At 65.8% G+C, this 21,778-nt stretch carries 24 protein-coding genes and 2 pseudogenes; 14 read left to right on the forward strand and 12 right to left on the reverse strand.

The window, feature by feature from the left end; translation table 11 throughout:
* Nucleotides 1-16: 16 nt before the first annotated feature.
* A complete protein-coding gene (wrbA, locus tag AB0J29_RS03110) occupies nucleotides 17-691 on the reverse strand; it encodes an NAD(P)H:quinone oxidoreductase (RefSeq protein ID WP_364778301.1) in 675 nt (224 codons plus the stop codon).
* Nucleotides 692-767: 76 nt separating this feature from the next.
* Between wrbA and AB0J29_RS03115 the strand changes: the two genes are divergently transcribed.
* Together AB0J29_RS03115 and AB0J29_RS03120 are read left to right on the forward strand one after the other, a co-directional pair.
* On the forward strand, nucleotides 768-1,223 hold the full coding sequence (locus tag AB0J29_RS03115; RefSeq protein ID WP_364778304.1) for a MarR family transcriptional regulator: 456 nt from the start codon (nucleotides 768-770) through the stop codon (nucleotides 1,221-1,223).
* Between the two features lie 290 nt (nucleotides 1,224-1,513).
* On the forward strand, nucleotides 1,514-2,065 hold the full coding sequence (locus tag AB0J29_RS03120) for a DUF402 domain-containing protein (RefSeq protein WP_364778307.1): 552 nt from the start codon (nucleotides 1,514-1,516) through the stop codon (nucleotides 2,063-2,065).
* A 120-nt stretch (nucleotides 2,066-2,185) separates the two neighbouring features.
* Here the strand turns inward: AB0J29_RS03120 and AB0J29_RS03125 are convergent.
* A pseudogene (locus AB0J29_RS03125) lies at nucleotides 2,186-2,476 on the reverse strand (amidase family protein); the annotation flags it as partial.
* A gap of 130 nt (nucleotides 2,477-2,606) precedes the next feature.
* Here AB0J29_RS03125 and AB0J29_RS03130 point away from each other — a divergent pair.
* Together AB0J29_RS03130 and AB0J29_RS03135 are read left to right on the forward strand one after the other, a co-directional pair.
* Nucleotides 2,607-3,242, forward strand: coding sequence for an MspA family porin (locus AB0J29_RS03130; RefSeq protein WP_364778310.1), 636 nt, complete (start codon nucleotides 2,607-2,609; stop codon nucleotides 3,240-3,242).
* Nucleotides 3,243-3,247: 5 nt separating this feature from the next.
* Entirely contained in the window at nucleotides 3,248-3,562 is a 315-nt protein-coding gene (locus tag AB0J29_RS03135; RefSeq protein WP_364778313.1) for a hypothetical protein, read from the forward strand.
* Nucleotides 3,563-3,564: 2 nt separating this feature from the next.
* Here the strand turns inward: AB0J29_RS03135 and AB0J29_RS03140 are convergent, their stop codons facing one another.
* A complete protein-coding gene (locus AB0J29_RS03140; protein ID WP_364778316.1) occupies nucleotides 3,565-4,041 on the reverse strand; it encodes a nitroreductase family deazaflavin-dependent oxidoreductase in 477 nt (158 codons plus the stop codon).
* A gap of 443 nt (nucleotides 4,042-4,484) precedes the next feature.
* Between AB0J29_RS03140 and AB0J29_RS03145 the strand changes: the two genes are divergently transcribed.
* On the forward strand, nucleotides 4,485-6,740 hold the full coding sequence (locus AB0J29_RS03145) for an MMPL family transporter (RefSeq protein ID WP_364778319.1): 2,256 nt from the start codon (nucleotides 4,485-4,487) through the stop codon (nucleotides 6,738-6,740).
* A 130-nt stretch (nucleotides 6,741-6,870) separates the two neighbouring features.
* The gene (locus AB0J29_RS03150) at nucleotides 6,871-7,695 is read left to right on the forward strand and encodes a class I SAM-dependent methyltransferase (protein ID WP_364778323.1); all 825 of its coding nucleotides are present in this window, start codon (nucleotides 6,871-6,873) and stop codon (nucleotides 7,693-7,695) included.
* Here the strand turns inward: AB0J29_RS03150 and AB0J29_RS03155 are convergent.
* The gene (locus tag AB0J29_RS03155) at nucleotides 7,662-8,372 is read right to left on the reverse strand and encodes an SDR family oxidoreductase (RefSeq protein ID WP_364778326.1); all 711 of its coding nucleotides are present in this window, start codon (nucleotides 8,370-8,372) and stop codon (nucleotides 7,662-7,664) included. The genes AB0J29_RS03150 and AB0J29_RS03155 overlap by 34 nt on opposite strands.
* 247 nt (nucleotides 8,373-8,619) lie before the next feature.
* Here AB0J29_RS03155 and AB0J29_RS03160 point away from each other — a divergent pair, with 247 nt between their 5' ends.
* Nucleotides 8,620-9,603: an SAM-dependent methyltransferase gene (locus AB0J29_RS03160; protein ID WP_364778329.1), complete on the forward strand. Its 984-nt coding sequence runs from the start codon at nucleotides 8,620-8,622 to the stop codon at nucleotides 9,601-9,603.
* Nucleotides 9,604-10,127: 524 nt separating this feature from the next.
* Here AB0J29_RS03160 and AB0J29_RS03165 read toward each other — a convergent pair.
* Nucleotides 10,128-10,505: a DoxX family protein gene (locus AB0J29_RS03165; RefSeq protein ID WP_364778332.1), complete on the reverse strand. Its 378-nt coding sequence runs from the start codon at nucleotides 10,503-10,505 to the stop codon at nucleotides 10,128-10,130.
* Between the two features lie 350 nt (nucleotides 10,506-10,855).
* On the opposite strand from AB0J29_RS03165, the gene AB0J29_RS03170 reads away from it, so the two are divergent.
* On the forward strand, nucleotides 10,856-12,046 hold the full coding sequence (locus AB0J29_RS03170; RefSeq protein WP_364778335.1) for an FAD-dependent oxidoreductase: 1,191 nt from the start codon (nucleotides 10,856-10,858) through the stop codon (nucleotides 12,044-12,046).
* On the opposite strand, the gene AB0J29_RS03175 is transcribed toward AB0J29_RS03170, so the two are convergent.
* The 3 genes from AB0J29_RS03175 to AB0J29_RS03185 all read right to left on the reverse strand — a co-directional run bounded on the left by AB0J29_RS03175 (nucleotide 11,928) and on the right by AB0J29_RS03185 (nucleotide 14,308).
* Nucleotides 11,928-12,359, reverse strand: coding sequence for a DUF4158 domain-containing protein (locus AB0J29_RS03175; RefSeq protein ID WP_364778942.1), 432 nt, complete (start codon nucleotides 12,357-12,359; stop codon nucleotides 11,928-11,930). The two genes, AB0J29_RS03170 and AB0J29_RS03175, sit on opposite strands and share 119 nt — an antisense overlap.
* A gap of 17 nt (nucleotides 12,360-12,376) precedes the next feature.
* The gene (locus AB0J29_RS03180) at nucleotides 12,377-12,844 is read right to left on the reverse strand and encodes a hypothetical protein (RefSeq protein ID WP_364778338.1); all 468 of its coding nucleotides are present in this window, start codon (nucleotides 12,842-12,844) and stop codon (nucleotides 12,377-12,379) included.
* A 561-nt stretch (nucleotides 12,845-13,405) separates the two neighbouring features.
* Nucleotides 13,406-14,308 carry a LysR family transcriptional regulator gene (locus AB0J29_RS03185; RefSeq protein ID WP_364778341.1) on the reverse strand — a complete coding sequence of 301 codons (903 nt, stop codon included), beginning with the start codon at nucleotides 14,306-14,308 and terminating at the stop codon, nucleotides 13,406-13,408.
* Between the two features lie 47 nt (nucleotides 14,309-14,355).
* Between AB0J29_RS03185 and AB0J29_RS03190 the strand changes: the two genes are divergently transcribed.
* Both AB0J29_RS03190 and AB0J29_RS03195 read left to right on the forward strand, forming a co-directional pair.
* Nucleotides 14,356-15,045: an SDR family oxidoreductase gene (locus AB0J29_RS03190; protein ID WP_364778344.1), complete on the forward strand. Its 690-nt coding sequence runs from the start codon at nucleotides 14,356-14,358 to the stop codon at nucleotides 15,043-15,045.
* Nucleotides 15,042-15,599, forward strand: a complete 558-nt coding sequence (locus tag AB0J29_RS03195; protein ID WP_364778347.1) for an ester cyclase — start codon at nucleotides 15,042-15,044, stop codon at nucleotides 15,597-15,599. The genes AB0J29_RS03190 and AB0J29_RS03195 overlap by 4 nt, the downstream gene beginning before the upstream one ends.
* Here AB0J29_RS03195 and AB0J29_RS03200 read toward each other — a convergent pair.
* Both AB0J29_RS03200 and AB0J29_RS03205 read right to left on the reverse strand, forming a co-directional pair.
* Nucleotides 15,565-16,389 (reverse strand): LysR family transcriptional regulator, encoded by an 825-nt coding sequence (locus AB0J29_RS03200; RefSeq protein ID WP_364778350.1) that lies wholly within the window; start codon nucleotides 16,387-16,389, stop codon nucleotides 15,565-15,567. The genes AB0J29_RS03195 and AB0J29_RS03200 overlap by 35 nt on opposite strands.
* A gap of 40 nt (nucleotides 16,390-16,429) precedes the next feature.
* Nucleotides 16,430-17,105 (reverse strand): annotated as a pseudogene (locus tag AB0J29_RS03205) (IS701 family transposase); the annotation flags it as partial.
* A 264-nt stretch (nucleotides 17,106-17,369) separates the two neighbouring features.
* On the opposite strand from AB0J29_RS03205, the gene AB0J29_RS03210 reads away from it, so the two are divergent.
* From AB0J29_RS03210 to AB0J29_RS03220, 3 genes are all read left to right on the forward strand, one after another.
* Nucleotides 17,370-19,019, forward strand: a complete 1,650-nt coding sequence (locus tag AB0J29_RS03210; RefSeq protein ID WP_364778353.1) for a helix-turn-helix transcriptional regulator — start codon at nucleotides 17,370-17,372, stop codon at nucleotides 19,017-19,019.
* The gene (locus tag AB0J29_RS03215) at nucleotides 18,934-20,001 is read left to right on the forward strand and encodes a hypothetical protein (protein WP_364778356.1); all 1,068 of its coding nucleotides are present in this window, start codon (nucleotides 18,934-18,936) and stop codon (nucleotides 19,999-20,001) included. The genes AB0J29_RS03210 and AB0J29_RS03215 overlap by 86 nt, the downstream gene beginning before the upstream one ends.
* A gap of 185 nt (nucleotides 20,002-20,186) precedes the next feature.
* Nucleotides 20,187-20,528 (forward strand): hypothetical protein, encoded by a 342-nt coding sequence (locus tag AB0J29_RS03220; RefSeq protein ID WP_364778359.1) that lies wholly within the window; start codon nucleotides 20,187-20,189, stop codon nucleotides 20,526-20,528.
* 109 nt (nucleotides 20,529-20,637) lie between these two features.
* Here AB0J29_RS03220 and AB0J29_RS03225 read toward each other — a convergent pair whose 3' ends face one another.
* Nucleotides 20,638-20,829, reverse strand: coding sequence for a hypothetical protein (locus tag AB0J29_RS03225; RefSeq protein ID WP_364778362.1), 192 nt, complete (start codon nucleotides 20,827-20,829; stop codon nucleotides 20,638-20,640).
* 158 nt (nucleotides 20,830-20,987) lie between these two features.
* On the opposite strand from AB0J29_RS03225, the gene AB0J29_RS03230 reads away from it, so the two are divergent.
* Entirely contained in the window at nucleotides 20,988-21,248 is a 261-nt protein-coding gene (locus AB0J29_RS03230) for a hypothetical protein (protein ID WP_364778365.1), read from the forward strand.
* A gap of 251 nt (nucleotides 21,249-21,499) precedes the next feature.
* On the opposite strand, the gene AB0J29_RS03235 is transcribed toward AB0J29_RS03230, so the two are convergent.
* Nucleotides 21,500-21,688, reverse strand: a complete 189-nt coding sequence (locus tag AB0J29_RS03235) for a hypothetical protein (protein ID WP_364778368.1) — start codon at nucleotides 21,686-21,688, stop codon at nucleotides 21,500-21,502.
* Nucleotides 21,689-21,778: the final 90 nt, after the last annotated feature.

The raw sequence follows: 21,778 nt of genomic DNA on the forward strand, positions 1-21,778 counted from the left end.
CTTGCCGATCCACCGCTCACGCGGACCGAGAGGCCATGACGGCCAAGGTTTCGCCGATGCGCCCGTCCGCGGCGTCGAGGACACGTCCCTCGCCGAGCAACCGGATCGCGATTTCCGCTAGCCTGCGGCCCTGGTACCGGGCCGCTCCCAGCGCCTCCGAATCCGGGCCGTCGCCGGTCGGGCCGCTCACAAACGAAGTGCCGTAAGGGTTTCCGCCCGCGGCGTATACGGCAGGGTCGGTGAAACCGGGCGGGACGATGAGCGACCCCCAGTGGTAGAAGACGTTACCCAGAGCCAAGAGTGTGGCCTCGCTGCCGCCGTGCCGGTTGAACGCCGAGGTGAACGCCGTCACCGGCTTGTCGGCCAGCTTTCCTTCCCGCCACAGCCCGCCGGCCTGGTCGATGAACTGCTTGAGCTGGGCGGCCGGCGTGCCGAAGCGGGTCGGCGTGCCGAATGCGAAGGCGTCGGCCCAGGCCAGGTCCTCGAGGGCGGCCTCGGGGATCGATGCGGCCGCATCGGCGTGCCGCCGCCACTGCGGGTTCTGGTCGATCGCACTGTCGGGTGCCAACTCGGCGACCCGCCGCAACCGTACCTCGGCCCCGGCGGAAGTGGCGCCCGCGGCGACGGCCTGTGCGAGCGCGTGCACGCTGCCTGTCGCGCTGTAGTAGATGACTGCGACCTTCACCGTCATGTCCGGCTCCCTCGATGTAGAGTTAGTTATGTGCATAATAGTTATGCACATAATGAAAATCTGTCAAGGAGAGCCCGTGGACTTCGAGCAAGCCGACGCCCTCAACCAAGCCATCCGCCTGCTGACCCTGCGCCACCGGGCACGGGCCACGGCGCTATTGGCGCCGCTCGGCCTACATCCCGGCCAGGAGGCACTCCTGCTCGAACTCGATCGAACCGGCCCGATGATTCAGGCCCAGCTCAGCGAGGCGCTCGGCTGTGAGCCACCCAGCGTCACACTCATGGCCCGTAAACTCGAAGCCTCCGGCCATATCCGCCGCACACCCGCCCCCTCCGACAAGCGCGCCAGCATCGTCGAACTCACCGACCGCGGCAAAGCCCTGACCGAACAGGTCAAGCGGATATGGTGCGCGCTCGCCGAGGAAACCGTGACCGGCCTGCCCGCCCAGACCATCACCGAACTACCGAGCCTTCTCAACACCCTGACCGACAACGTCGACACCAGGCACTCCCGCCGCCTGCACGACGGATAAGAGCAGCAATCGCAAGTGCCGATTCCGCAACCCGGCACGACGAATATTGCTACGTCACCAGTCCTCGAAAGACCCAGTCGCGGATCGGCGTGGATGCGGCTATAGCGCGGATCATGCCGGCGCTGCCGAATATGCGAACATGTCGAATATCAGCACCAGTTCGGCCATAGTCGCCGCTACCGATACCGACTGAATCACCAAGGCGCCGTGAGGCGCATCCAGACGGCTCGACCAACTAGGCTGGCACGGTGACGCCTTTCGCTGCTGGTCGAACGATTATGGTGCGGGACATGATCTTTGGGCGCGCGTTCACTGAGTGGCCGCAGCGGGTGGTGGCGGATCGAGGGGACGAATTGCGGGTGTTGTTGACGCCCGGAACCGAGGGGGTGGGGCCGCAGTTGTGGATCAGGTCCATGCGGGAGGACGATCCGGGGGCGCGGGGGCGGTTACTCGAGGCGTATGCGCGCCGGGAGTGGGAGATGGGGGCATGGGTGTGGCAGCGCACGACGCGGCTGGCGATCATGTATACGGATCGCTATTTCGCGATTGCCCCGATGTGGGATGAGCACGGCGAATTCCTGTGGTGGTATGTCAATTTCCAATTGCCCTTCACGCGGACCGCCGATGGTGTCGACACCAGTGACCTGCACCTGGATCTCATTGTCGAACCGGATCTGAGCTACCACTGGAAGGACGAGGACGAATACGCACTCGCCATTCGGCTCGGCCTGGTGCCCGAGCGGTGGCAGCGCGCGATCGAGGGTGCGCGCGACGAGGCATTGGACCTGGTCGCACGTCGTGCCGGACCTTTCGGCGAGGATTGGCGCGCGGTTCCCGGATAGGCGAAGTTCAATCCTGGATGCGCCGCCAAGGGCGTTCGGATTCGAGGGCGAAGGCGATTTCGAGGAGGGTGCGTTCGTCGCCGCGGGCGGCGGAGAATTGCATGCCGATAACTGCTTCGCGTACGGCCCATCCTTGGCGGCGGGCCGTGCGACGAACGCCGCGGTGCCGTGATTGGTCGGCAGCCCACGCACATCGGTGTTGTCCTCGACATACGTCGGCACACCGAACAGCGGCGCATCCGGATCACCCGCCGACAGCGCGGATTCCGCCGAGATCGCAAGGGCGCGCAAAGTCGGATCGACCTGCGCGGCCCGCGCCCACGCCGCCTCGACGACCTCGGACGGGCCGACCGTCCCGCGACGCAATCGCCACCGCGTCGTGGTCGGCGAGCACATCGTCGCTGAAGGCATGGAATCGCCTATCCGGATTCTGCGCGCTGCCACACGACCACGCACCGTTTTGCACAGGCGAACTGTCGACGGAGGTCCCCCATGGCGTCGGATATCGTTGAACTGCAACGTAACCGAGGAGATCGACAATATGAATAGCTCGACCGCCCCGCTATGCCTACTGGCCGCGGGGGTACTGAGTTTCGTTCCAGCACAATCGGCTTCGGCGGATGCACTGCCGGATCAGGTCCGCACCGTCACCACCGAGGACGGCTGGCAGCTCACGGTGACGAAGTCCACCGAAGACCTCCATCGAGTTCCCAATCTCGCCGACACCGCGTTCACCCGAGAGGGCTTCGTCAGCGTGCGCGCGGCCGCCGATATCACCGGTGCGGGCAGTGAATCGGTCAACTCGGGCACACTAACACTCGGCTACCAGATCGGTTGCCAAATCGACGTTTCCAATGGCATATCGCTCGGGCTCGCGGCAACGGTCGGGCCGAATGTCAATGTGATGGTCGCGCCGAGTCCGGGGCTGAGCGCCGGTGTCGGGGCCATGGCAATGCCCAGCGTATCCACCACCTTCAAACCGGGCACGATCACCACCATCCCCTTCGGCACCAAAGCCCTTGCCGGACCGCATGGTTCGATCACCACCGATCAAGTGCAGATCAAAATCGATGCCTGCATGGGCCCGGTCAGCCTGCGCTCGTACGTGATCGCGACCATTTCCACCGATACCGCCGACAATTCGGTCGCGGTGTACGGCGATCCGATCTGGTTGTGACGACGATGTCCATCACATCCCGGCGAGCCGTCCTGATGATGGCCGGAGTTCTCGCGATCGCCGTGAGCACACAGTCGACCGTCACCCACGCCGCACCGATCGTGCCCGCCATCTGCGGCCAATCCAACGCACCCGACTGCCCTGAGCCGACCACTGACAGGACTCCCGGCCAGGTCATCGTGCCCGCGCCGGCCGGTCCGCCACTGCTCACACCGGCCGCACCACCCCCGCCCGCGAAGCCGAATTCGCCCGCCGCCGCATTGACCCCACCGGCGCCGGTCCCGAACCCGGGCGGGCCGATCGTGCCTGCCGCTGAATGAATTCAGCTGCGGCGCAACTCGAAAATGCGGAAGGTTCGCCCGCCGGACAGCTCGTATTCCATTTCATAGCCCGGCCAGAACTCGACCACCAAATCCCAGGCGCGTTTGCGGTCCATATCGGTGACCTCGGTGACGGTCACCTCGAACTGTTCACCCTCGAGCCGGGCGGTCGCGGTGCCGGCCGCCCGCAGGTTGGCCGACCACACCGGATGCTTGGGGCTGCCCCAATTGGAGCCGACGATCAGGAAGTCGTCACCGCGCGGCACATACAGCAGCGATGTGGTGCGCGCGATCCCGGTTTTGCGGCCCGGGACGGTGATCTCGATCGACGGCAAACCCGCCAGATCGAGCACCCCGTAACGACCACGGCTGACCCGCCGAACGAACCGTTCCAGCCGCAGCACTACCGGCGCCGTGCGCATTACCCAGCGTTTCTGCGCGATCCGGCGAGCTAGCGCGGGCAGCGGATTCGACACCATAGTTCGAAATCCTGGCAGAAATCCCACACCGGACCACCGCCGGGACCCCGCGTTGAGACCAGCCTCACCCGCGCCACTACGAAACTCACTCGACCGTGGCCGGTGACCGCAAAACCGCTCGGACGAATTGCACACGCTGGCAGCAACTCTCGGTAAGATCCTGGGCCCAGCCGATCTCATGATCACACCCCGGCGCAGTTCATAGCCCGCAGGCCTGCACCGATTGCTGGTTGCCACGATTCAATCACTGTGGCAGTCGATGCAATCCACGTCACATCCGCACACGCGGCGGAATCATTTCTGAAACACTAGCACTTCAAACCGGCCTGTACCTTTGATGGCAGGCACATCGAGCGTGCACCCCGGAAAGGATGCAGCCCCTTGGCGATCAGCGCGGCAGAGCAACCAGCACACCCATTTTCCCGCTGGCAAGGAGCCCGCTGATGTTCACGCGATGGGGGGATCTCGTCTACCGGCTGCGCTTCGCCGTACTCGGGATCGTGGTGGGCGCGCTCCTTGCACTCGGCGCATACGGCTTCGGATTCGAGGACCACCTCAGCTCCGGCGGAATGGACGATCCCACCTCGGAATCCGCACAAGCCGCACGCCTCGCCGACGCCGCCTTCGGACGTAACCACGACTTCGACGTCGTCGTGCTCTACACCGCACCGGACGGCAAAACCGTCGACGATCCGGAATTCAGCCAACCCATCATCGACAATCTCAACAGCCTGCCGCACAAGTATCCGAACGAGATCACCGGCGTCAACGCCTCCTACTGGCGCGTCGACGGCGCGAAGATCAGTGGCGCGAAGGCCGCCACCGAGGACAAGAAGCGGGCGGTGGCCGCAATCGCCATCGCGGGCGACAACGACACCGACTCCGTACGCAACTTCCGCAAGGTCAGGGACTCCTTCGCAATACCGGGCATCGACGTGCAGGTCAGCGGCCTACAGGCGGTCGCGGGCACACTCAACGACACCATGGCCGACGATGTGCACCGCATGGAAGTTCTGGCCGTACCCGCCGTCGCGGTGCTGCTGTTCTTCATCTTCGGCGGCCTCGTCGCGGCCGCGCTACCATTGCTCGTCGGCGGTCTCACGGTGATCGGCGCATCCGGCATCATCATGTTCCTCACCCGCTTCACCGAGGTGAATTCCTTTGTCTCCTCGGTACTCTCGATGATCGGCCTGGGCCTGGCCATCGACTACGGCCTGTTCATCGTCAGCCGATTCCGCGAGGAACTCGCCGCGGGCTACAACACCCGCGCCGCGGTGCGCCGTACCGTCGTCACCGCCGGACGCACCGTCGTGTTCTCCGCGACGATGATCATCGCGAGCCTCGGCAGCATGCTGCTGTTCCCCCAGGGCTTCCTCAAATCCATGGCCTATGGCGCCATCGCGACCGTCCTACTGGCCGCCTTCACCGCTATCACCATCCTGCCCGCCAGCCTGGCCGTCCTCGGTCCGCGCGTGGATATCTTGGGGTTCAAGCGGTTCCGAAGAACCAAGACCACCGAACAAATCGAGGACAGTTTCTGGGGTAAGACCACACGCTGGGTGATGCGGCGGCCACTCACCGTCGCGATCCCACTGATCATCGTGCTCTTCCTGTTGATCATCCCGGTCAAGAACCTCATCTTCGGCGGCTTCAGCGAGCGATACCTCCCACCGGACAACCCGACTCGCGTCGCACAGGAACAGATCGACACCTTCTTCCCACAGCGCCGATCCGATCCCATCGAACTGGTCTTCGTCGCCGATGACAGCACCCCGGTCGGCGAGGCGTGGCGCGCGGCCGGACACGCACCCGGACTGGCCAGTCCCTTCGAAATGCCGTCCAAATCCTTGACGCAAGATAACGTCTACCGCTCCAAGGCAACACTGGTGAACCCGGACGAAGGCGGGGAAACCATCGAATACCTGCGCACAATGGAACTCCCCGACGGCGTCACCATGTACGTCGGCGGCATTCCGGCCATACAGAAGGACAGCATCGACGCACTGCTCTACCGCATCCCGATCATGATCGCCCTGGTCTTGTTCGTGACCACACTCCTGATGTTCCTCACCTTCGGCTCGCTCGTGCTGCCGATCAAGGCCGCACTCATGAGCGCACTCGGCCTCGGCGCCACCCTCGGCATCCTGACCTGGATCTTCGTCGACGGCCACGCCGCAGGACTGTTGAACTTCACCCCGCAGCCGATCCAGTCGAATGTGCTCGTACTGATCATCGCGATAATCTACGGCCTGTCCACCGACTACGAGGTCTTCCTGCTCTCCCGCATGGTCGAGGCCAGAGCCAAGGGCGCGAGCACCAGCGACGCGGTGCACACCGGCACCGCGCATACCGGCCGCATCATCACCGCAGCCGCGCTGATCCTGCTGGTGGTCACCGGCGCCTTCGCCTTCTCCGATCTGGTGATGATGCAGTACATCGCCTACGGCATGATCGCCGCATTGTTCATCGATGCGACCGTGCTGCGCATGCTGCTGGTACCCGCGGTCATGCAGCTGATCGGCGACGACTGCTGGTGGGCACCGGCATGGATGAAGCGTCTCCAGGAGAAAATCGGACTCGGCGAACCTATTCTGGACGATGAACGCCCGGGCACCGAGGATGTGCACACCCCGATCGAGACCACACCGATCACGCTGCCGCTCCCCACCGTCACCGCTGGACGGTCGGACAGTTCATAGCCGCGCCCGACCAAAGAGAACGCGGGGCGCTGCCTCCAGAGGTACGCTCACCGCCGGAAAGCCCGCGGACCCGATCGCCGAACCGGCGACCTGGTCAACCACCGGCCAACTGGACCGAAGGACGACCGCGATGTGCAGCTACCGTCTCCATGCCGAATACGCCGATCCGACACCATTGAAGGTGCGGATCGACACCCACGAGCACTATTCGGAGCGGCCCGACGACCCCATCGCGGATGTGCTGACCGCGCTCGACCTCACCGGAACCGAAGATCTAGCCGATATCGGCTGCGGCGACGCCCGATTCCTCGCCCACCTGGCCAGCCGCGGTCACCAAGGTGCGTTGGTCGGTATGGACACCTCCCCCGCAATGGTCGCCGCCGCCAATGCCGTGCCCCGGGTACGCGGCGTTTTCGGCAGCGCGGACCGGATCCCTTTCGACGACAACAGCTTCGACGTGCTCACCGCGCGGCATATGCTGTATCACGTCCCGAATCCGGTCGCCGCACTCAGGGAATTCCGGCGCACGACCAAACCCGGCGGGACGGTAGCCGTGGTCGTCAATCATCCCGGAACCCACCCCCACACGACCGAGCTCGTGGCCGCGCACGCCGCAACATACGGCCTCGACGTGGCCGATGCGGTCACCGTCGACTCCGACACCCTGCCGGCTCTGATGTCCGAGGTTTTCGGCAAGGTACGGATCCAGCGATCGGACAATGCGCTCGTCTTCGACACCCCGGATCCACTGGTGCGCTTCGCCGAGGCGCTGTTCACCTTCTACGGCGTCACACCGAATCACCCACGGCGGCAGGTGATTCTGAACGATCTGCGCGAGGATGTCGAAGATTGGTTCACCCACCATCCGGGGCGGACGTGGCGCGATCCCAAGGGGTACATCGTCGCCACGGCCGTGGTCGATCACCAGGGCAGCGCGCCGTCGGCATCGATGTAGCTTCCGGTGGGGCCATCGGGGCCGATCTGCGCCATGCGCACGATGATCTCCGCACCCTCCTCGACCGTCTGGGTTCCGGCATTCCCGTTGAGATCGGTCTTCGTGTAGCCGGGCTCCACCGCATTGATCCGGACATTCGGGAACGCCTTCGCGTACTGCACTGTGAGCATATTGACCACGGTCTTCGATGCCGGATACGCGACGCCCGGGTAGGCGTACGCCGGGGTACCCGGTGTCGAGACCCTGGTCAGCGATGCCAGACCACTGCTGACATTCACCACAACCGGCGCTGCGGATCGCTGCAGCAGCGGCAGGAAGGCGTGCAAGACGCGCACCGTGCCGAAGACATTCGTGTCGAAGGTCTTTCGCATCACATCGGCGGTGATGTCCGCTGCGCCGATGACGTCGCTGCGGTCGGTCATCTCTGCCTGGATACCGGCGTTGTTGACCAGGACATCCAGACCGCCGTCGGTCTCGATGGTCTGCACCGCGGCCGCAACGGACGCATCATCGGTGATATCGAGTTGGACTGCCCGCGCACCCAACTCCGCGGCCGCCCGGCGACCACGTTCGGCATCCCGGCTGCCGAGATAGACGGCGTGCCCCGCCGCAACGAGTTGGCGGGCGGCCTCGAAGCCGAGACCCTTGTTCGCTCCGGTGATCAATATTGCTGCCATGCCACCAACGCTAGGTCTTAGAGTGCGCTCGAAGTCAAGCGCGAGACTTTCCCGGTAGCGCAACGAGTCTGGTCACCGCTGCGCGCTCGAAGACTGCGCGACTGCCTCGACCCGACCCAGCTCGTCGCCGCCCTCCGCGCCGGACACCCGGGCCTGATCGGTTTACCGTGGTAAACGAGCGCTCTCGCGCAGTGTACGACCGGGAGCCGGTCTCCTACTGCGCGCGGCGAAGACGACTGGAGGTCACATGCGCAAGCTCATCTCGGCTGTCGCTTACTACATCCTCTCCACCGTGATGTCTCCTCTGATCCTGATCGGTTACCTCATGTGGGTGGTTACGATTATCGCCACGGGCCGCTCGGGTGTATCGAGGACGGCGCAGGGCCCGCTGATCGTCCGGTTCTTCGAGCACAACTTCGGGATCAGGCAGGATGAGGCCGCGGATCGGATGACACGGACACTACCCGGCGTCCCGCCCCTGGGACTGCGCCTCGCGGTCGGTCCGGTGCTGCTGGCGCATCGACTGACCGGGTATGTGCCGAGGGCCTTCAGGTACCCCTTCGAGGGCGATATCCCCCCACAGTACGAGGCCTCGGCACGCACCTGGTATTTCGATGCAGCCGTCGACCGGTACCTGCCCGACGTCGCGCAGTTTGTCATCCTCGGCGCGGGTTTCGACACGCGCCCCTACCGACTTCCGACCGACGCGCGGGTGCGTGTGTTCGAGATCGATTCTCCACAAACACAGATGGTCAAACGCGAGACGCTCGAGAAGGCCGGCATAGGCTCCAGCGGGGTGACGTTCGTGCCGGCAGACTTCGAGAAGGACGATTGGCTCGCCTGCCTCACCGAAGCGGGATTCGACCCTGGTGGGCGAACACTGTTCCTGTGGGAGGGCGTGACCATGTACCTCGACCGGGCGGCCGTCGAGGACACCCTGCGGAAGATCGCTTCGACGGCACACGGAAGCATCGTCGCGTTCGACTACTTCACCACCGAAGCCTTCCAGTCGCGGGCGCTGTTCTGGCGTTACGGCAGGGCCACGACAACGGCCGCGGGCGAGGTATTCAAGTTCGGCGTCGACAGCACCCCGCCTTCCCGTGAACGGTTGGCCGAGCTGCTCCGATCCTGCGGGCTTTCGCTTTCCGATCAGCGGACCCTCGGCGAAGACACGCAGACTCGGCGTGCCTGGGGCGGGTTCGCGATCGCGACGGTGGAGAAGTCGCCCTAGCCCAGGAGCCGGTGGTCGCGGACCAGTGACGAATCCGGCGCCAAGCGGTTGGGGATGTGCACACGATTTCGTGGTGACGACGTCGAGGTCGTGGCTGGATCCGGATTTGTTCATGAGCCGACCAGTATTTCGACGCGGTGCGGAACCTATTCGGATCTTCCGAGCACTCCAATCCGGCACCGATACGGCACGTGGGTCCAGTGACGTGAAAAGTCGCGCTTAGCGATAGGATCCCTGTTCGGGGTGAATCCGCCATTTCAACCCGGCCCAGCCATCACTGCGTTAGCGCCGGATTCCGTCCGGTAGCTACCCCTGGCACGGTCGACCGTGATCTGGCCGTTGGGTTCCACCTCGAGGCCGCTGGCAGCGGCGATCGGGTGGACGGCGAAGCCTGCGGCCCACGCCGTCGCGTCCTGACAGGTATGGAAGTCGCACCCGCACATGGTGTGACATAAACACGTGCGGGGATCGTCAGCAGAAGGCGCGCTTCAATGCCAACCAGCACAAAGCCGGACTGCCGCACTTCAGCCGGTGAACGGCTCGAGGCCGAAGCGGCCCCAGGCCACGAAGGCGGCCGCAGCGAGGAGGGCGAGACACAGCGCGATGTTTTTGTAGTGCCCGTAGCGGGCGTGGGTGATCATCCCGCCGATCATCAACAGAATCCAGCAGACGGCGGTCACCGGCACCATCACCGGTGCAATGTCGAGCGCTGCGGGCAGGATCAGGCCCGCCGCGGCCAGGATCTCGAGGCCCCCGAGGGTTTTGACGAAACCGGCGCTTGCGCTCTCGGTCCAATCCGTTGATTCGTCCAGCTTGGACTTAGGCAAGAACAGTTTGGTGGCGCCACTGAACAGGGAGAGGGCGGCAAGCAGCCCGGCAACGATCCAGAGGGCGAGGTTCATGAGCTTCCTTCAGGTGTGGGCGACTCGGGCTGGCCGTCCATCCACCGAGCCGTTCGTCGCCGACGGGCTGCCAGACAATGCCGTTCGCGGGCATCCCTGTCGGCTTCCCGATGGTGTAACTGGTCGGACATAAGACACCGCCAGTCGCGATCTTCTGACAGCCTTGGCCAGTGATGTGGATCACTTACCGGAGCCTCATCCGGCCGACGCTCTCTATACGGAACCATCGGTGCGTCGATCGCGCGGCGAGCTCACGGACCGAAAGAGTGCTGTGATCTGCTTCACAAGATGTCAGGGTTTTCCTCGATGCGGTGTCTTGTTCTCGACCCACCCGGATCGAAGGAGACACCATGAGCAAGAGCATCGAGGTAGTCGTGGTCGGCGGCGGATACGCCGGAGTGATGGCGGCCAATCGTGTGAGGCGGCGCGACGACGTCACGGTGACGGTGATCAATCCGCGGCAGGTCTTTGTGCCACGGCTGCGGCTGCACCAGCTGGTGGGCGGGACCCACGATGCGGTCGTCGACTACCAGGAGGTACTCGCCGAGGGCATAGAGCTGATGGTCGACGATGCGACGCGCATCGACGCGACCGGGCGCACCGTGACCCTCGCCGAGGGCGGCAGCATCGGCTACGACTATCTGATCTACGCGGTCGGCAGCCTCAGCGGCGCACCACAGGTGCCGGGCGCGGCTGAATTCGCTTATCCGGTCGCGACTTTGGAGGCCGCGCAGCGGCTGCGGTCGATGCTCTTCGACACGCCTGTGACGGCCACGGTGACGGTCGTCGGAGGCGGTCCGGTGGGTATCGAGACCGCTGCGGAACTCGCGGGACAGGGTCGCAGTGTCAGGCTGGTCTGCGGCGGTGTCGTCGGCCCTTATCTGCACTCCAGCGCGCGGCGCACAGCGCGCAAATACCTCACCGGACTGGGCGTCGAGGTGATCGAAGGCCCGGATACGTCGGTCACCGCAGTGAGATCGGGAACCGTCGAACTCCGTGACGGCCGCACCCTGGCGAGTCAGGTCACCATTTGGGCTGCGGGTTTCGGTGTGCCCGATCTGGCCGAACGCAGCGGGTTGCGCACCGACGCCGCCGGGCGGCTGCTCACCGACGAGACACTGACCAGCATCGACAGCGATCGCATCATCGCGGCGGGCGACGCGGCGGCGCCGTCGGACCTGCCGTTCCGGATGAGTGCCTACATCGCCGGCTGCCTGGGCGCCCATGCCGCCGACACGGTGCTGGCCCGGATCGCGGATGAGCGGCCTGCGCCGATCGACCTGGCATTCCAGGCCATGTGCTTCAGTTTCGGCCGCGGTGCCGGGATCTTCCAACTCCTTCATAAGGACGACACGGCAAAGCGGTTGTACTTCACCGGGTTCATGGGCCGCAAGCTCAAAGAGTTCTCCTGCACCGCCAGCGTCAAGCACCTGGTGACCGAGGCGCACAAACCGGGCTCGCACCACTGGCCGAAGGATGGTGAACACCGGCCCGCCCTGCTACGAGCCCGGAATGAGAACGTGACGACACCGAGCGCGTAGACGCCGGTTTTGCCGCTCTCACCCGTGGCACGGTGTGCGGCAGCGTTCGAAACCAGCGCACCGCGCCCGCGGTCAGCGCTTTCGGGCCGTCGCCGGTCATCCACGCCTGATCAGCGATCCACGCCACCAGCTCACGCTCGACCTGCGCGAAGTCGGTCAACCCGTCGGCGCGGACGATCTCGTCCTGGTGGTCGTAGCGCGTCTGCTTACGCTCGGTGTAGGACTTCACGCAAGTCGGATCGGCGATATCGAGCTGTTCGGCCGGGTAGGTGACCACCTCGGCCGGGACATCGAGCGGATCCGTCAAGAACATGCCCAGGTAACGCACAGTCACGAGCTGAAGATAACGAACCCCAGCCGCGTAGCACCCCGCTTGCCGCCGATCAGCCCGCACAGGACGTCGATGCACTGCTGGCGGCGGTCCCCGGCGGATTCGTCGGCGACCACGGCCATGGCGTACACGCCTGCGATCCGGACCGCGGTGTGCGGGGAACCGAGCTGGGTGGCGGCCGCGCCGAAGCGTTCGATGAACCGCGCGGACTCCAGATCCCGTTGACGGCGATAGGCCACTACCAGGGCGACCGCACCGCCCACACCGCCGGCCACCACGAGGGCGAGCTTGGTGATGTCGAGCGGGGCGGCGGGCTCACGGTTGGTGCCCAGCACCACCCACGCGATCAAGCCCGCGGCAGTGGCGATGACCAGGCCCCCGAGTACGGCCAGGATCACCGCGATGAGCAGCGGTGTGCGGGCTACCGCCGCCCGGGTCCGGCGCGCCAGTGCCCGAGGTCGGCGCATGATCATCCCCACGAGCGATCATTGTGCGCCTTCCCCGCCGCGCCCGGTGCCGGATCGCCCGCGACGGGCGGACGGCGGTTACCACGCTGGTCCAGAGGCCCAGCAGACCGTGCCCGGCACCGGCCTGCCAGCCCGGGGCGTTGCGTCACTGTGACGCTCCGGCCTGCGGGAACATGCGGCGGGCGGCCCCGGCCGGGCGGTTTCCGCCCCGAAAACCATGTGACCTGGGGATCTGGTGCAGTTACCCCGGATAACCGCACTTATCCCGGGTGGCTGAGCAGAAACCCGACGCGACCCACCAGCAGGACGGCAGAATCGACCGAGATCTTCTCGTAGAGGAAACCGGCCCACGATGGGGGCCCTGATCCGGCTCGGAGCCCCTACGCCGCACGGCGGGCTCGACGAACCGTCTTCCGGAGAGGGTACTCCCCCGGCAGTGCGTTCACCTGCGGATTCGACACGGACCGGACGGCGGCCGGCGGTACGCGGTGACGCGGCGCACCTGCTGATTCATACGTCCGTCAGCAGACGTAGTGAGCGACGTGACGGCTAGCGCCAAGGTCAGGTGAGTCTTGTTCTGACTGAAGGGTTTACGGGGACTCCGCGGTTGACGATGTCCGAGACGAAGCGACGGAGGAGGGGGTCGGTGGGGGTGGCTGTGAGGCAGATGAGGTCGCGGGTGAGGGTGGGGTGGAGGTGTTTGAGGGTGGCTGGGAGGGCGGGGGTGAGGGCTGTGGTGGGGACCAGGGCGATGCCTAGGCCGGAGGCGGCCAGTTGGGCGGCGGTGGTTGCTTGGCGGGTGCGCATGATGGGGGTGAGGGTGACGCCGTGGGTGGCGGCTTGGGTGTCGAGCCAGGTGGCTAGGCCGTTGTCGGGGTGGTAGTGGATCAGGGGGTGGTCGTGTAGGTCTTCGAAGGTCAGGCGATCGTGGTGGGACAAGGGGTGGTCGGTGGGGAGGACGGCCACGATTTCCTCGGGGCCGATGAGTTGGGAGTGGCCGGTCCAGCGGGTGGGGCGGGGGCCGAGGGCCAGGTCGGCGGTGCCGGATTCGAGGTGGTGGACGAGGTCGTCGGCGCTCGTTGCTTCGGTGAGTGTCACGTGGACAGCGGGGTTGCGGCGCAGCCAGTTTCGGAGGACGGGGGCCAGCAGGCTCGCGGTCAGGCTTTCGGCGCAGGCGAGGCGCAGTCGGCCGCTTTCGCCTCTGGCGACGGCTCGGCCGCCGTCGACGACGCGGGCCGCCGCGGTCAGGGCCGCGCGGGCGTCGGCTTCGACGGCGCGGCCGATGGCGGTGGCGCGCACTCCGCGCGGGAGTCGTTCGAAGACCGGGGCGCCGATCTCGCGTTCGAGTGCCGCGAGTTGATGCGACAGCGCCGGTTGCGACATGTGTAGTGCCGCGGCGGCGTCGGTGATCGAGCCGGCGTCCAGGACGGCGATCAGGCATTCCAGGGCCCGCAGCGTTGGCATTTCGGATATTCTATAGCAATCATCGGAAACATTCATTCCACGACGGGATGATCTCGGGACGGTCGAATGCTGAACCGGACATGACAACACTGCAAGACAAGACGATGGTCATCATCGGTGCCGGATCGGGCATCGGCCGCCGGATCGCGGAGGATGCGACAGCCCAAGGCGCTCAGGTGGTTTTGGTAGGACGACCCGAGGTCGACCTGGCCGAGGAGGCGACGGTGCGCGCCTTGGCCGAGCATGTCGGCGAGCTGGACTACCTGGTGTCCCTGGCCGCCGACCATGCCAACGGACCGATTACCGACCTGGACCACGACGCCGTGCGCCGCGCCTTCGACGCCAAGGTGATCGGCCCGATCCTGCTCGCCAAGCACTTCGCTCCCCGATTCCGTCCGGGCGGTGCGATGCTGCTATTCTCCGGGGTCGCGGCCTGGCGACCCGCACCGGGTCGGGCGGTGATGGCCACGACCAACGCCGCTGCCGCCACGCTGGCCGAGGCGCTGGCGGTCGAGCTGGCGCCGGTGCGCGTCAACGCGATCTCACCGGGCATCGTCGATTCGGGTGTCTGGGATGGTCCCGGCAGGGAGGAGTTCTTCCGGTCGGTCGCCGATCGCAATCCGGCTCGCCGGGTCGGGACGCCCGCCGACATCTCGGCCGCGGCGCTGCTGGCGCTGACCAACCCGTTCCTCACCGGTGCCACCCTGCATGTCGACGGCGGCGGGAGACTGGCGTGAAGACCACCCTGTTCGTCTGCGCCGCACTGCTTCTCGCCGCCTGCTCGACGCAGCCGCCGCGTCCGGCCGACCCCGTCGACCGTTCCGGCGACCTGGTCGTACCGGGGGCGGTGCACATCGACGGCGGCCTCGATGTCGATCAGGCCGCCCGGGAAGTCCATGTGGCGCAGCTGCTGTACACGTTCTGGAACACTGGAAACACCGACTACCTCGACCGGGCGATCACGCCGTCGTTCCGGGACAACACCCTGCCGCCGGGCCGTCCGCAAGGACCCACCGGACCGGCGGCGGCGTCGAAGGTCTTCCGTGCCGCCGTCCCCGACCTCACCTGCGAGCTGTCGGATCTGTATCTCACCGGAGACACCCTCACCGCGCGGTTGATCTTCCGCGGCCACTTCACCGGTGTCTACAACGGAGTACAGGGTGCCGGTGAGCCGGTCGAATTCAATGCGATCGACCTGCAACATCTCGGCGGCGACCACACCCGGATCACCGAGGACTGGCATCTCGAGGACAACCTTACCTTCCTGCGCCAAATCGGCCGGGCGCCATAGCCTTCCGACTGTTCGCGGTGAGCGCCTCGATGACGGTGCGGGCGGCGTTGGAAGGCGTGCGGTCGGCGGCGTGGCCGACGCACAGCTTCCAGGGCAGTGGCCGGGGCGCGAAGTCGGAGTGGGGGACCGTAAGGGAGAGGCGGGCCACCGAGAGCGGGAGGAGGGCGACGCCGAAGTTCTTGGCGGCCAGCTCCAATGCGAATGCCTGGTCGGCGACCTCGATCACGGGGGAGCGGGTGGGGAACAAATCGTCGGCGATGGCGCGGATGCCCCAGCCTGGTGGGTAGTCGATGAAGCGGACGCCCGCGAGGTCGGCCGCGCGGAAGGGCTTCCCGGCCAGCAGATGGTCGGGTGCGGTGCACAGGACGAGGGTCTCTTCGACGATGCGATGGGTTGTGATGCCCGGGAATTCGTCGGATCGGCCCGCGAGCAGGGCCAGTTCCAGTGAGTTGTCGCGCAGGCCCGCCAGGTTGCCCGCCATGCCGGTGATGCTCTGGCGCATGCGCAGGGTCACCGACGGAAAGCGCTGGTGCAGTTCGGCGATGATGCCCGCGAGGTCGAAGTTGTGGATGTTCATGAGGTTGCCGACGACGACCTCGCCGCGGATCTCACTGCGTGCGGCATCGATGGCATCGACGATGTCGTGGCGCGCCCGCAGCAGTGAGCGCGCGGGAGCGACCATCGCCCGCCCAGCCTCGGTGAGCTCGAGGGTACGCGGGGTGCGGTCGAAAAGACGCACGCCGAGTTCGTGCTCGAGCTTGGCGACGCTGGTGGAGACGGCTGATTGCACCAGGTTGAGCGTCGGTGCGCTCGGCGCGGGTGGCGAACCGGTCGTCGCGCCGGGTGGCCATCACGTAGGTCACGTCATGGTCCTCGAGCCAGTCCCGCAAGTATCCGGCCTGGCCGTAGGTCCTCGTCGGTGGTGAACCAGGCAAACGGCACCCGCGCGGCCAGGGTCTGTTCCAGCATGGCGATCACCTGCCGCGGCTTGGTGGTGAACTCGACCTCGTCAGGGATATCGGCGGCGCGGCAGCGTTCCCGATCGGCGGTCCATGACTCGGGTAGATACAGTTCCCGATCGATCAAAGCGTGCCCGCGGGCCGACGCGTAGGCCAAAAACACCCCGATCTGGCAGTTCTCGGTCCGTCCGGCAGTGCCCGAGTACTGGCGTTGCACCCCAGCCGATTTCACACCCTTCTTCAAGAATCCGGTGTCGTCGGCGATCAGCACACCCTCGGCGTCACCGAGGTGCTCGACCACATAGTCCCGCACCTCATCACGCACCCCGCCGATGTCCCAGTCCGCCTTGCGCAACAGCCGCTGCATCCCGTTCGGGCACACCTCACCCGCACGTTCGGCCAACGTCCAGCCGTTCTTACGTTCCAGGCCAGCGACCAGCCCCGACACATACTCCCGGGCTCGGGCCCGCGGTTCGGACCGACAGAACCGGTCCCCGATCCGCGCCATCAACGAATCCAGTTCGGCCACCAGCCGATCCAACAACACCCGACAGGTCTACCAGCACCGATTCACGCGAGTGGCGTTGCAGTATTGATATGTAGGGCATTTTGTCAAGTGGGCAAGTGAAGGCGGGTCCGGAGCCGAGTGGTTCCGGGCCCGCCTTCTGATAGGTCGACGGAGGGTGCCCGAGGTGGCATGTCGTTGTTCGCGACGGGTGGTCAGGCTGATATGCGCGGGTTGGTTACCGCAGGACGACTGTTCGGCAGGAACGGTGCTGCTGCTCTAGGGTCGAGCGTGGCAACCACGTGAATGTTGTTGCTGCTCATAATACTTTCGCAGATCGTTCCTCACGCTGCCCACCTCTTCGTCCTTCACGTCGACCGACTCGTGAGTAGGTCAGTCCTCGATCATGGCCAACGACCAGCACCATCGGGGCAGCGGTTGAGCATGGACATCTTGGTCGCGCTCTGCGACATCCTCGGATGCACCCCGAACGATCTGATCGAACCGCAGGTGGTCAACGAGCAGGTCCGCAAGACCGCTGACGGGCCGGGGGGGTTCGGCTCCGATTACGGTGCGCCGCACCGTCATCCGCAGGCCGGGGCAACAGTGACCGGCTCACCCACGCACCGCCGCAAGGGCGAGCTCGAGGCTGCCCGGCAGCGGTTGATCGTGTTCGTCCAAACCGCGGTCGGACCCGCCATGACAGCCGAACAGGCGCAGGAGCTGCTGATTCAGGCCAAGGCATGGAACAAGGCAAACCTCTATCGCCTGGACGAGCATCTGGCTGAGCACCCGGATGCGTTCTTTGCCCCGTCACCGCATTGCCCGAAAACCCTGTCCCGGTTGTTGCCACTGCTTGTCGGAGCCGGGTTCGGCGACGCCGTGGTGCTGCTCGGCTGCGCCCGCTGCGGTCGCAGCGACATTCCGCTGCCCAGGCAGGCACCGGAGGGCCGATGCTGCGATTGGTGCGTCGCCAGCAAGGAACTGCGGCGATGCGTTCGCTGCCACCGTGACGGCCACATCGTGACACGCCGCGAGGAAGGTGCCATCTGCCGGGAGTGCTACCGCACCGATCCCGAGCGAATGACCGAATGCGGGCGTTGCGGGCGAGTGCGGCAAGTGAGCCATCGACTCGACGATGGCACCGTTCTCTGCCACGGATGCAAGCCCCGGCGGCTACGACAGTGCTCGAATTGCGGCAGGTTGGCTCCTGCGGGGGGTGCGACGGACAAAGGCCCGGTCTGTCGAGCCTGTCGCCCCGATCTGCCACGTCGGTGCGGGATCTGCGGCGAGATGCGCATCATCAACATTCGCGCGGACGGCAATGGGCAGCCAGACATCTGCCTGGATTGCGCTCGCAAACGTCGCGTCGGTGACTGTGTGGTCTGCGGCCGTCATCTCCCCGGCGTCAAGGCCCGCCGCGCAGATGGCGCTTTCCACTGCCATTCCTGCGCGCCGAAAAGGCTGCTGGAATGCGGCATCTGTGGTGAAACGAAGCCGATCAAGACGTGGTGGCCACTGGGCCCGGTCTGCGGTGGCTGTTACGACTTGCGGCGCTTGCACCCGGCATTCTGCGCGGATTGCGGCGAAGCCCGGGTCCTCGTCGCGACGTCGGAAGCCGGGGATATCTGCGTCCGTTGCGCGGGCGTCGACCTGGACTTCGCCTGCCGAACCTGCGGTGAGGAAGGCAAACTCCACAGCGCTGGTCAATGCGAGCGATGCGCGGCGACCAACGCCGTCAACGAACTGCTCAGCGCCGCCGACGGAACGATGACACCCCACCTGCGGTCGCTGGCAGCAGCGTTGTTATCGGCATACCCGAACGTCGTCATCCGGTGGACCCAGAACGATCAGATCGCCCGCATCCTGGGTGAGCTGGGCGCGGCAGCAGATCGAAATCACCCACGGACATCTGGACACGCTGCCGCAGAGCCAGAGCGTTCACCACATCCGTGAACTTCTCATCGGTGCCGGCGTCCTTGCCAGGCGCCAGGAAGGCATCGCCCAGCTTCAACTCTGGGCTGTCACCGCCGTTTCCTCCCTGCCACCCCACCATCAGCAGGTGATCCGCGCCTACGTTGAATGGCACGTCCTGCGCCGCGCACGCCGCCGGGCAAAGCGTCGCGGCTACCGGCGCGGCGCGGCCGACTCGGCCCGGCACCGGGTCACCATCGCCATCGACTTTCTCGCCTGGCTCGACAGCATCGGCACCCACCTCAGCGACCTCACCCAGGAACACGTGGACACTTGGCTCGATGCCAACCCGACAAAACGGCACCAATGCGCCGGGTTCTTCAGCTGGCTCGAACAACGTCACCTGATCAGAGACATCAAAGTCACACGACCCAAATACTCACTCCCGCAACGATTTCAGCACACTGATGACGCCACCGACCAACTGGAACGTTGCCTGACCGACGACACTTTGCCGCTCGTGTTCCGAATCGCCGGGGCATTGGTTCGGCTCTACGCCCTGCCGCTGGTCCGCATCGTCGAACTGACCGTCGACCGCTTCTACCGCGACGACACCTACGCCTACCTGATCGTCGACAAGAACCCCATCGTTCTGCCGCCATCGCTGGCCACTCTCATCGAGCAGCAGATCCAGCAAACAGCCTCCGCCGCAAAGCCGAACACGAACCCCGCCGGGTCGCCTTACCTTGTCCCAGGACGTTTGCCCAGCCGGCCGCGCAGCGTCGCCGGACTGGCCGTGAAACTCGCGAAACACGGTCTGCCAGCCCTCGCGGCGCGCAACACCGCGATAATGACCAGCGTCACCGAACTCGACGCGATCGTCGTCGCCGATCTGTTCGGAATCCACCCCTCCACAGCCCACCGCTGGGCCGCCTACGCCCAGACGAGCTGGGCTGAGTTCCTCGCCTGCGCCGCGGAGGAAACCGCGACGTCTTCCGGCGATGCCATCAACGATCAAAGCTGAACTCCCACTTAATATTTGCGCCGACCATGCGATCTGACCCCGGCGCGAGCCCGTCTGGATGCCCTTGGTCGACCATGTCCCAGCAGGCGCTCAGCACCTCACTCCCGCAACGGCGGCCCGGCCCGTCGGCCATAGCCACCCTTGGTGGCTACACAGCCACGCGGTCCGACAGCACAGTGTCCTCATTGCCCTGGTCTCTCAGCCAGATCCCGGGGAATACCGCACGATTCAAATATCGCTCTCCACCGGTGGTCACGCGCCGCTGGCTCACCCATGTCGTCCGGCCCGGCTTCGCTCTGCTGGGTGACTACCCCGTCCTGGACATCGTCGAGACGAATGACGACGGCCTGCCCAGCCGGATCAAGGCAGTCGAGCTGTCCGGATTCTTCGACGGCAGCATGCACGGCTGGCGAGCCTGGGGCACGGACATCGAGTGTGCCGTGACTTGGGATGACGACAATCCAATCGTGGAGCCGCTGGACACCCACGGCAATCCCCGTGAGGTCCCCCGGTTCGGGACGCTGTAAACCCGCCTCGGAACCGATTCGCACCATATGGCGCGGGCGTAGGAAACGACCCGGCCGATCGGGAATCCCTGCACGCCCCCGGAACTCGGCGATTCCCTACGCGAACTCCTCAACGCCGCCGATGGTCGGCGCGGATCTGCTCCCGTTCGGCGCGGACTTGCGCCCGGTACTGGTCCCGTTCGGCATGAACCTGTGCTCGGTACTGGTCCTGCTCGGCGCGGATCTGCGCTCGGAACTGGTCTCGCCCGGCGCGCGCCTGTGCCAGGAGCCGATCGAGTGCGGCCCGACTGCGGTTCGTCATCTCTGATCTCCAATCTCTTCGTACTCAGCGGCGTCGGGCCGGAGGTCCCACTGGGGAATTCGGCGGCGTTGGGTGTGCGGGCTCGGCGGCGTGGCGTGTGTCGTGGTCACACAGCGGGGCGTCGGCCCGCCCGTCACCAGGTGGCGTTGGCACAGTGGATGTCGGTCCCGCCGGCCTCGGAATGGCGGCAGATCACCACGCGGACGCTACTGCGGCTCAACTATTCCGGCATCGGCCCCGTCGCGTGTGGCCGTCAGCCGAGCGGTGGCGTCTCCTGGGCGGCCCTGAGCGCCTGCTGTATCTGGTCGGTATCGGCGACCACACGAAGCAGCTGTGGCGCGCTGCCTCGGCAGGCCCGGGAGGCGCGCGACGACGTCGAGACCGTCTACCACCGGGCCAACGACGACGGGCCGGCCTGAGTGACGACTTCCTCAACGTGGTCGACGGATCGGCCGGAAGACCGATGCCCGTGGTCGCTGCCTCAGCTGCAACCTTGGCTGCTGACCGCCGATAATGGCTAGTTGCGGCGCTTACCGGGGCCGAGGGCTCTCATGACGAAACCCCGGCGATGGCCGGTCCACTTGAGGTTGGCCGTGTGATCGCTCGAGGCTTCGCTGACGAGCCTACTTGGGCACCGGGTGCCGGTGGCGACGGACAGCCGCGCGACGATTCAGCCATGGCTGAGTTGCATGGCGTGGTTGGTGATGTTGCTGCCGACGAAACACGGGACCGGCACCAGTAGCAGAGTCGCCAGAGCCCAGATGAACAGCCGCTGCAACGACCACGCAGACCAGTCCGGCCACCAGACTGCGGCCATTCCCAGCAGCGAGACGTTGATGCCCCGGCCGACTTCGTCCATGCAGGGACTGCTGGGCGCACAGGAATCGCCCGCCATCGCGAACATCCCGGTGAACATTGCCAAGTAGAATGCGACGAGGAAGGCCAGCAG

The organism is Nocardia sp. NPDC049707 (assembly GCF_040674855.1).
Classification (GTDB): Bacteria; Actinomycetota; Actinomycetes; order Mycobacteriales; family Mycobacteriaceae; genus Nocardia.

Bases quoted from the DNA above. Each gene is read 5' to 3' on its own strand.
- wrbA (WP_364778301.1), bottom strand. From the start codon at position 691: ATGACGGTGAAGGTCGCAGTCATCTACTACAGCGCGACAGGCAGCGTG.
- AB0J29_RS03120 (WP_364778307.1), top strand. From the start codon at position 1,514: ATGATCTTTGGGCGCGCGTTCACTGAGTGGCCGCAGCGGGTGGTGGCG.
- AB0J29_RS03130 (WP_364778310.1), top strand. From the start codon at position 2,607: ATGAATAGCTCGACCGCCCCGCTATGCCTACTGGCCGCGGGGGTACTG.
- AB0J29_RS03135 (WP_364778313.1), top strand. From the start codon at position 3,248: ATGTCCATCACATCCCGGCGAGCCGTCCTGATGATGGCCGGAGTTCTC.
- AB0J29_RS03140 (WP_364778316.1), bottom strand. From the start codon at position 4,041: ATGGTGTCGAATCCGCTGCCCGCGCTAGCTCGCCGGATCGCGCAGAAA.
- AB0J29_RS03145 (WP_364778319.1), top strand. From the start codon at position 4,485: ATGTTCACGCGATGGGGGGATCTCGTCTACCGGCTGCGCTTCGCCGTA.
- AB0J29_RS03150 (WP_364778323.1), top strand. From the start codon at position 6,871: ATGTGCAGCTACCGTCTCCATGCCGAATACGCCGATCCGACACCATTG.
- AB0J29_RS03155 (WP_364778326.1), bottom strand. From the start codon at position 8,372: ATGGCAGCAATATTGATCACCGGAGCGAACAAGGGTCTCGGCTTCGAG.
- AB0J29_RS03160 (WP_364778329.1), top strand. From the start codon at position 8,620: ATGCGCAAGCTCATCTCGGCTGTCGCTTACTACATCCTCTCCACCGTG.
- AB0J29_RS03165 (WP_364778332.1), bottom strand. From the start codon at position 10,505: ATGAACCTCGCCCTCTGGATCGTTGCCGGGCTGCTTGCCGCCCTCTCC.
- AB0J29_RS03170 (WP_364778335.1), top strand. From the start codon at position 10,856: ATGAGCAAGAGCATCGAGGTAGTCGTGGTCGGCGGCGGATACGCCGGA.
- AB0J29_RS03175 (WP_364778942.1), bottom strand. From the start codon at position 12,359: ATGTTCTTGACGGATCCGCTCGATGTCCCGGCCGAGGTGGTCACCTAC.
- AB0J29_RS03180 (WP_364778338.1), bottom strand. From the start codon at position 12,844: ATGCGCCGACCTCGGGCACTGGCGCGCCGGACCCGGGCGGCGGTAGCC.
- AB0J29_RS03185 (WP_364778341.1), bottom strand. From the start codon at position 14,308: ATGCCAACGCTGCGGGCCCTGGAATGCCTGATCGCCGTCCTGGACGCC.
- AB0J29_RS03190 (WP_364778344.1), top strand. From the start codon at position 14,356: ATGATCTCGGGACGGTCGAATGCTGAACCGGACATGACAACACTGCAA.
- AB0J29_RS03210 (WP_364778353.1), top strand. From the start codon at position 17,370: ATGTTGTTGCTGCTCATAATACTTTCGCAGATCGTTCCTCACGCTGCC.
- AB0J29_RS03225 (WP_364778362.1), bottom strand. From the start codon at position 20,829: ATGACGAACCGCAGTCGGGCCGCACTCGATCGGCTCCTGGCACAGGCG.
- AB0J29_RS03230 (WP_364778365.1), top strand. From the start codon at position 20,988: ATGTCGGTCCCGCCGGCCTCGGAATGGCGGCAGATCACCACGCGGACG.
- AB0J29_RS03235 (WP_364778368.1), bottom strand. From the start codon at position 21,688: ATGGACGAAGTCGGCCGGGGCATCAACGTCTCGCTGCTGGGAATGGCC.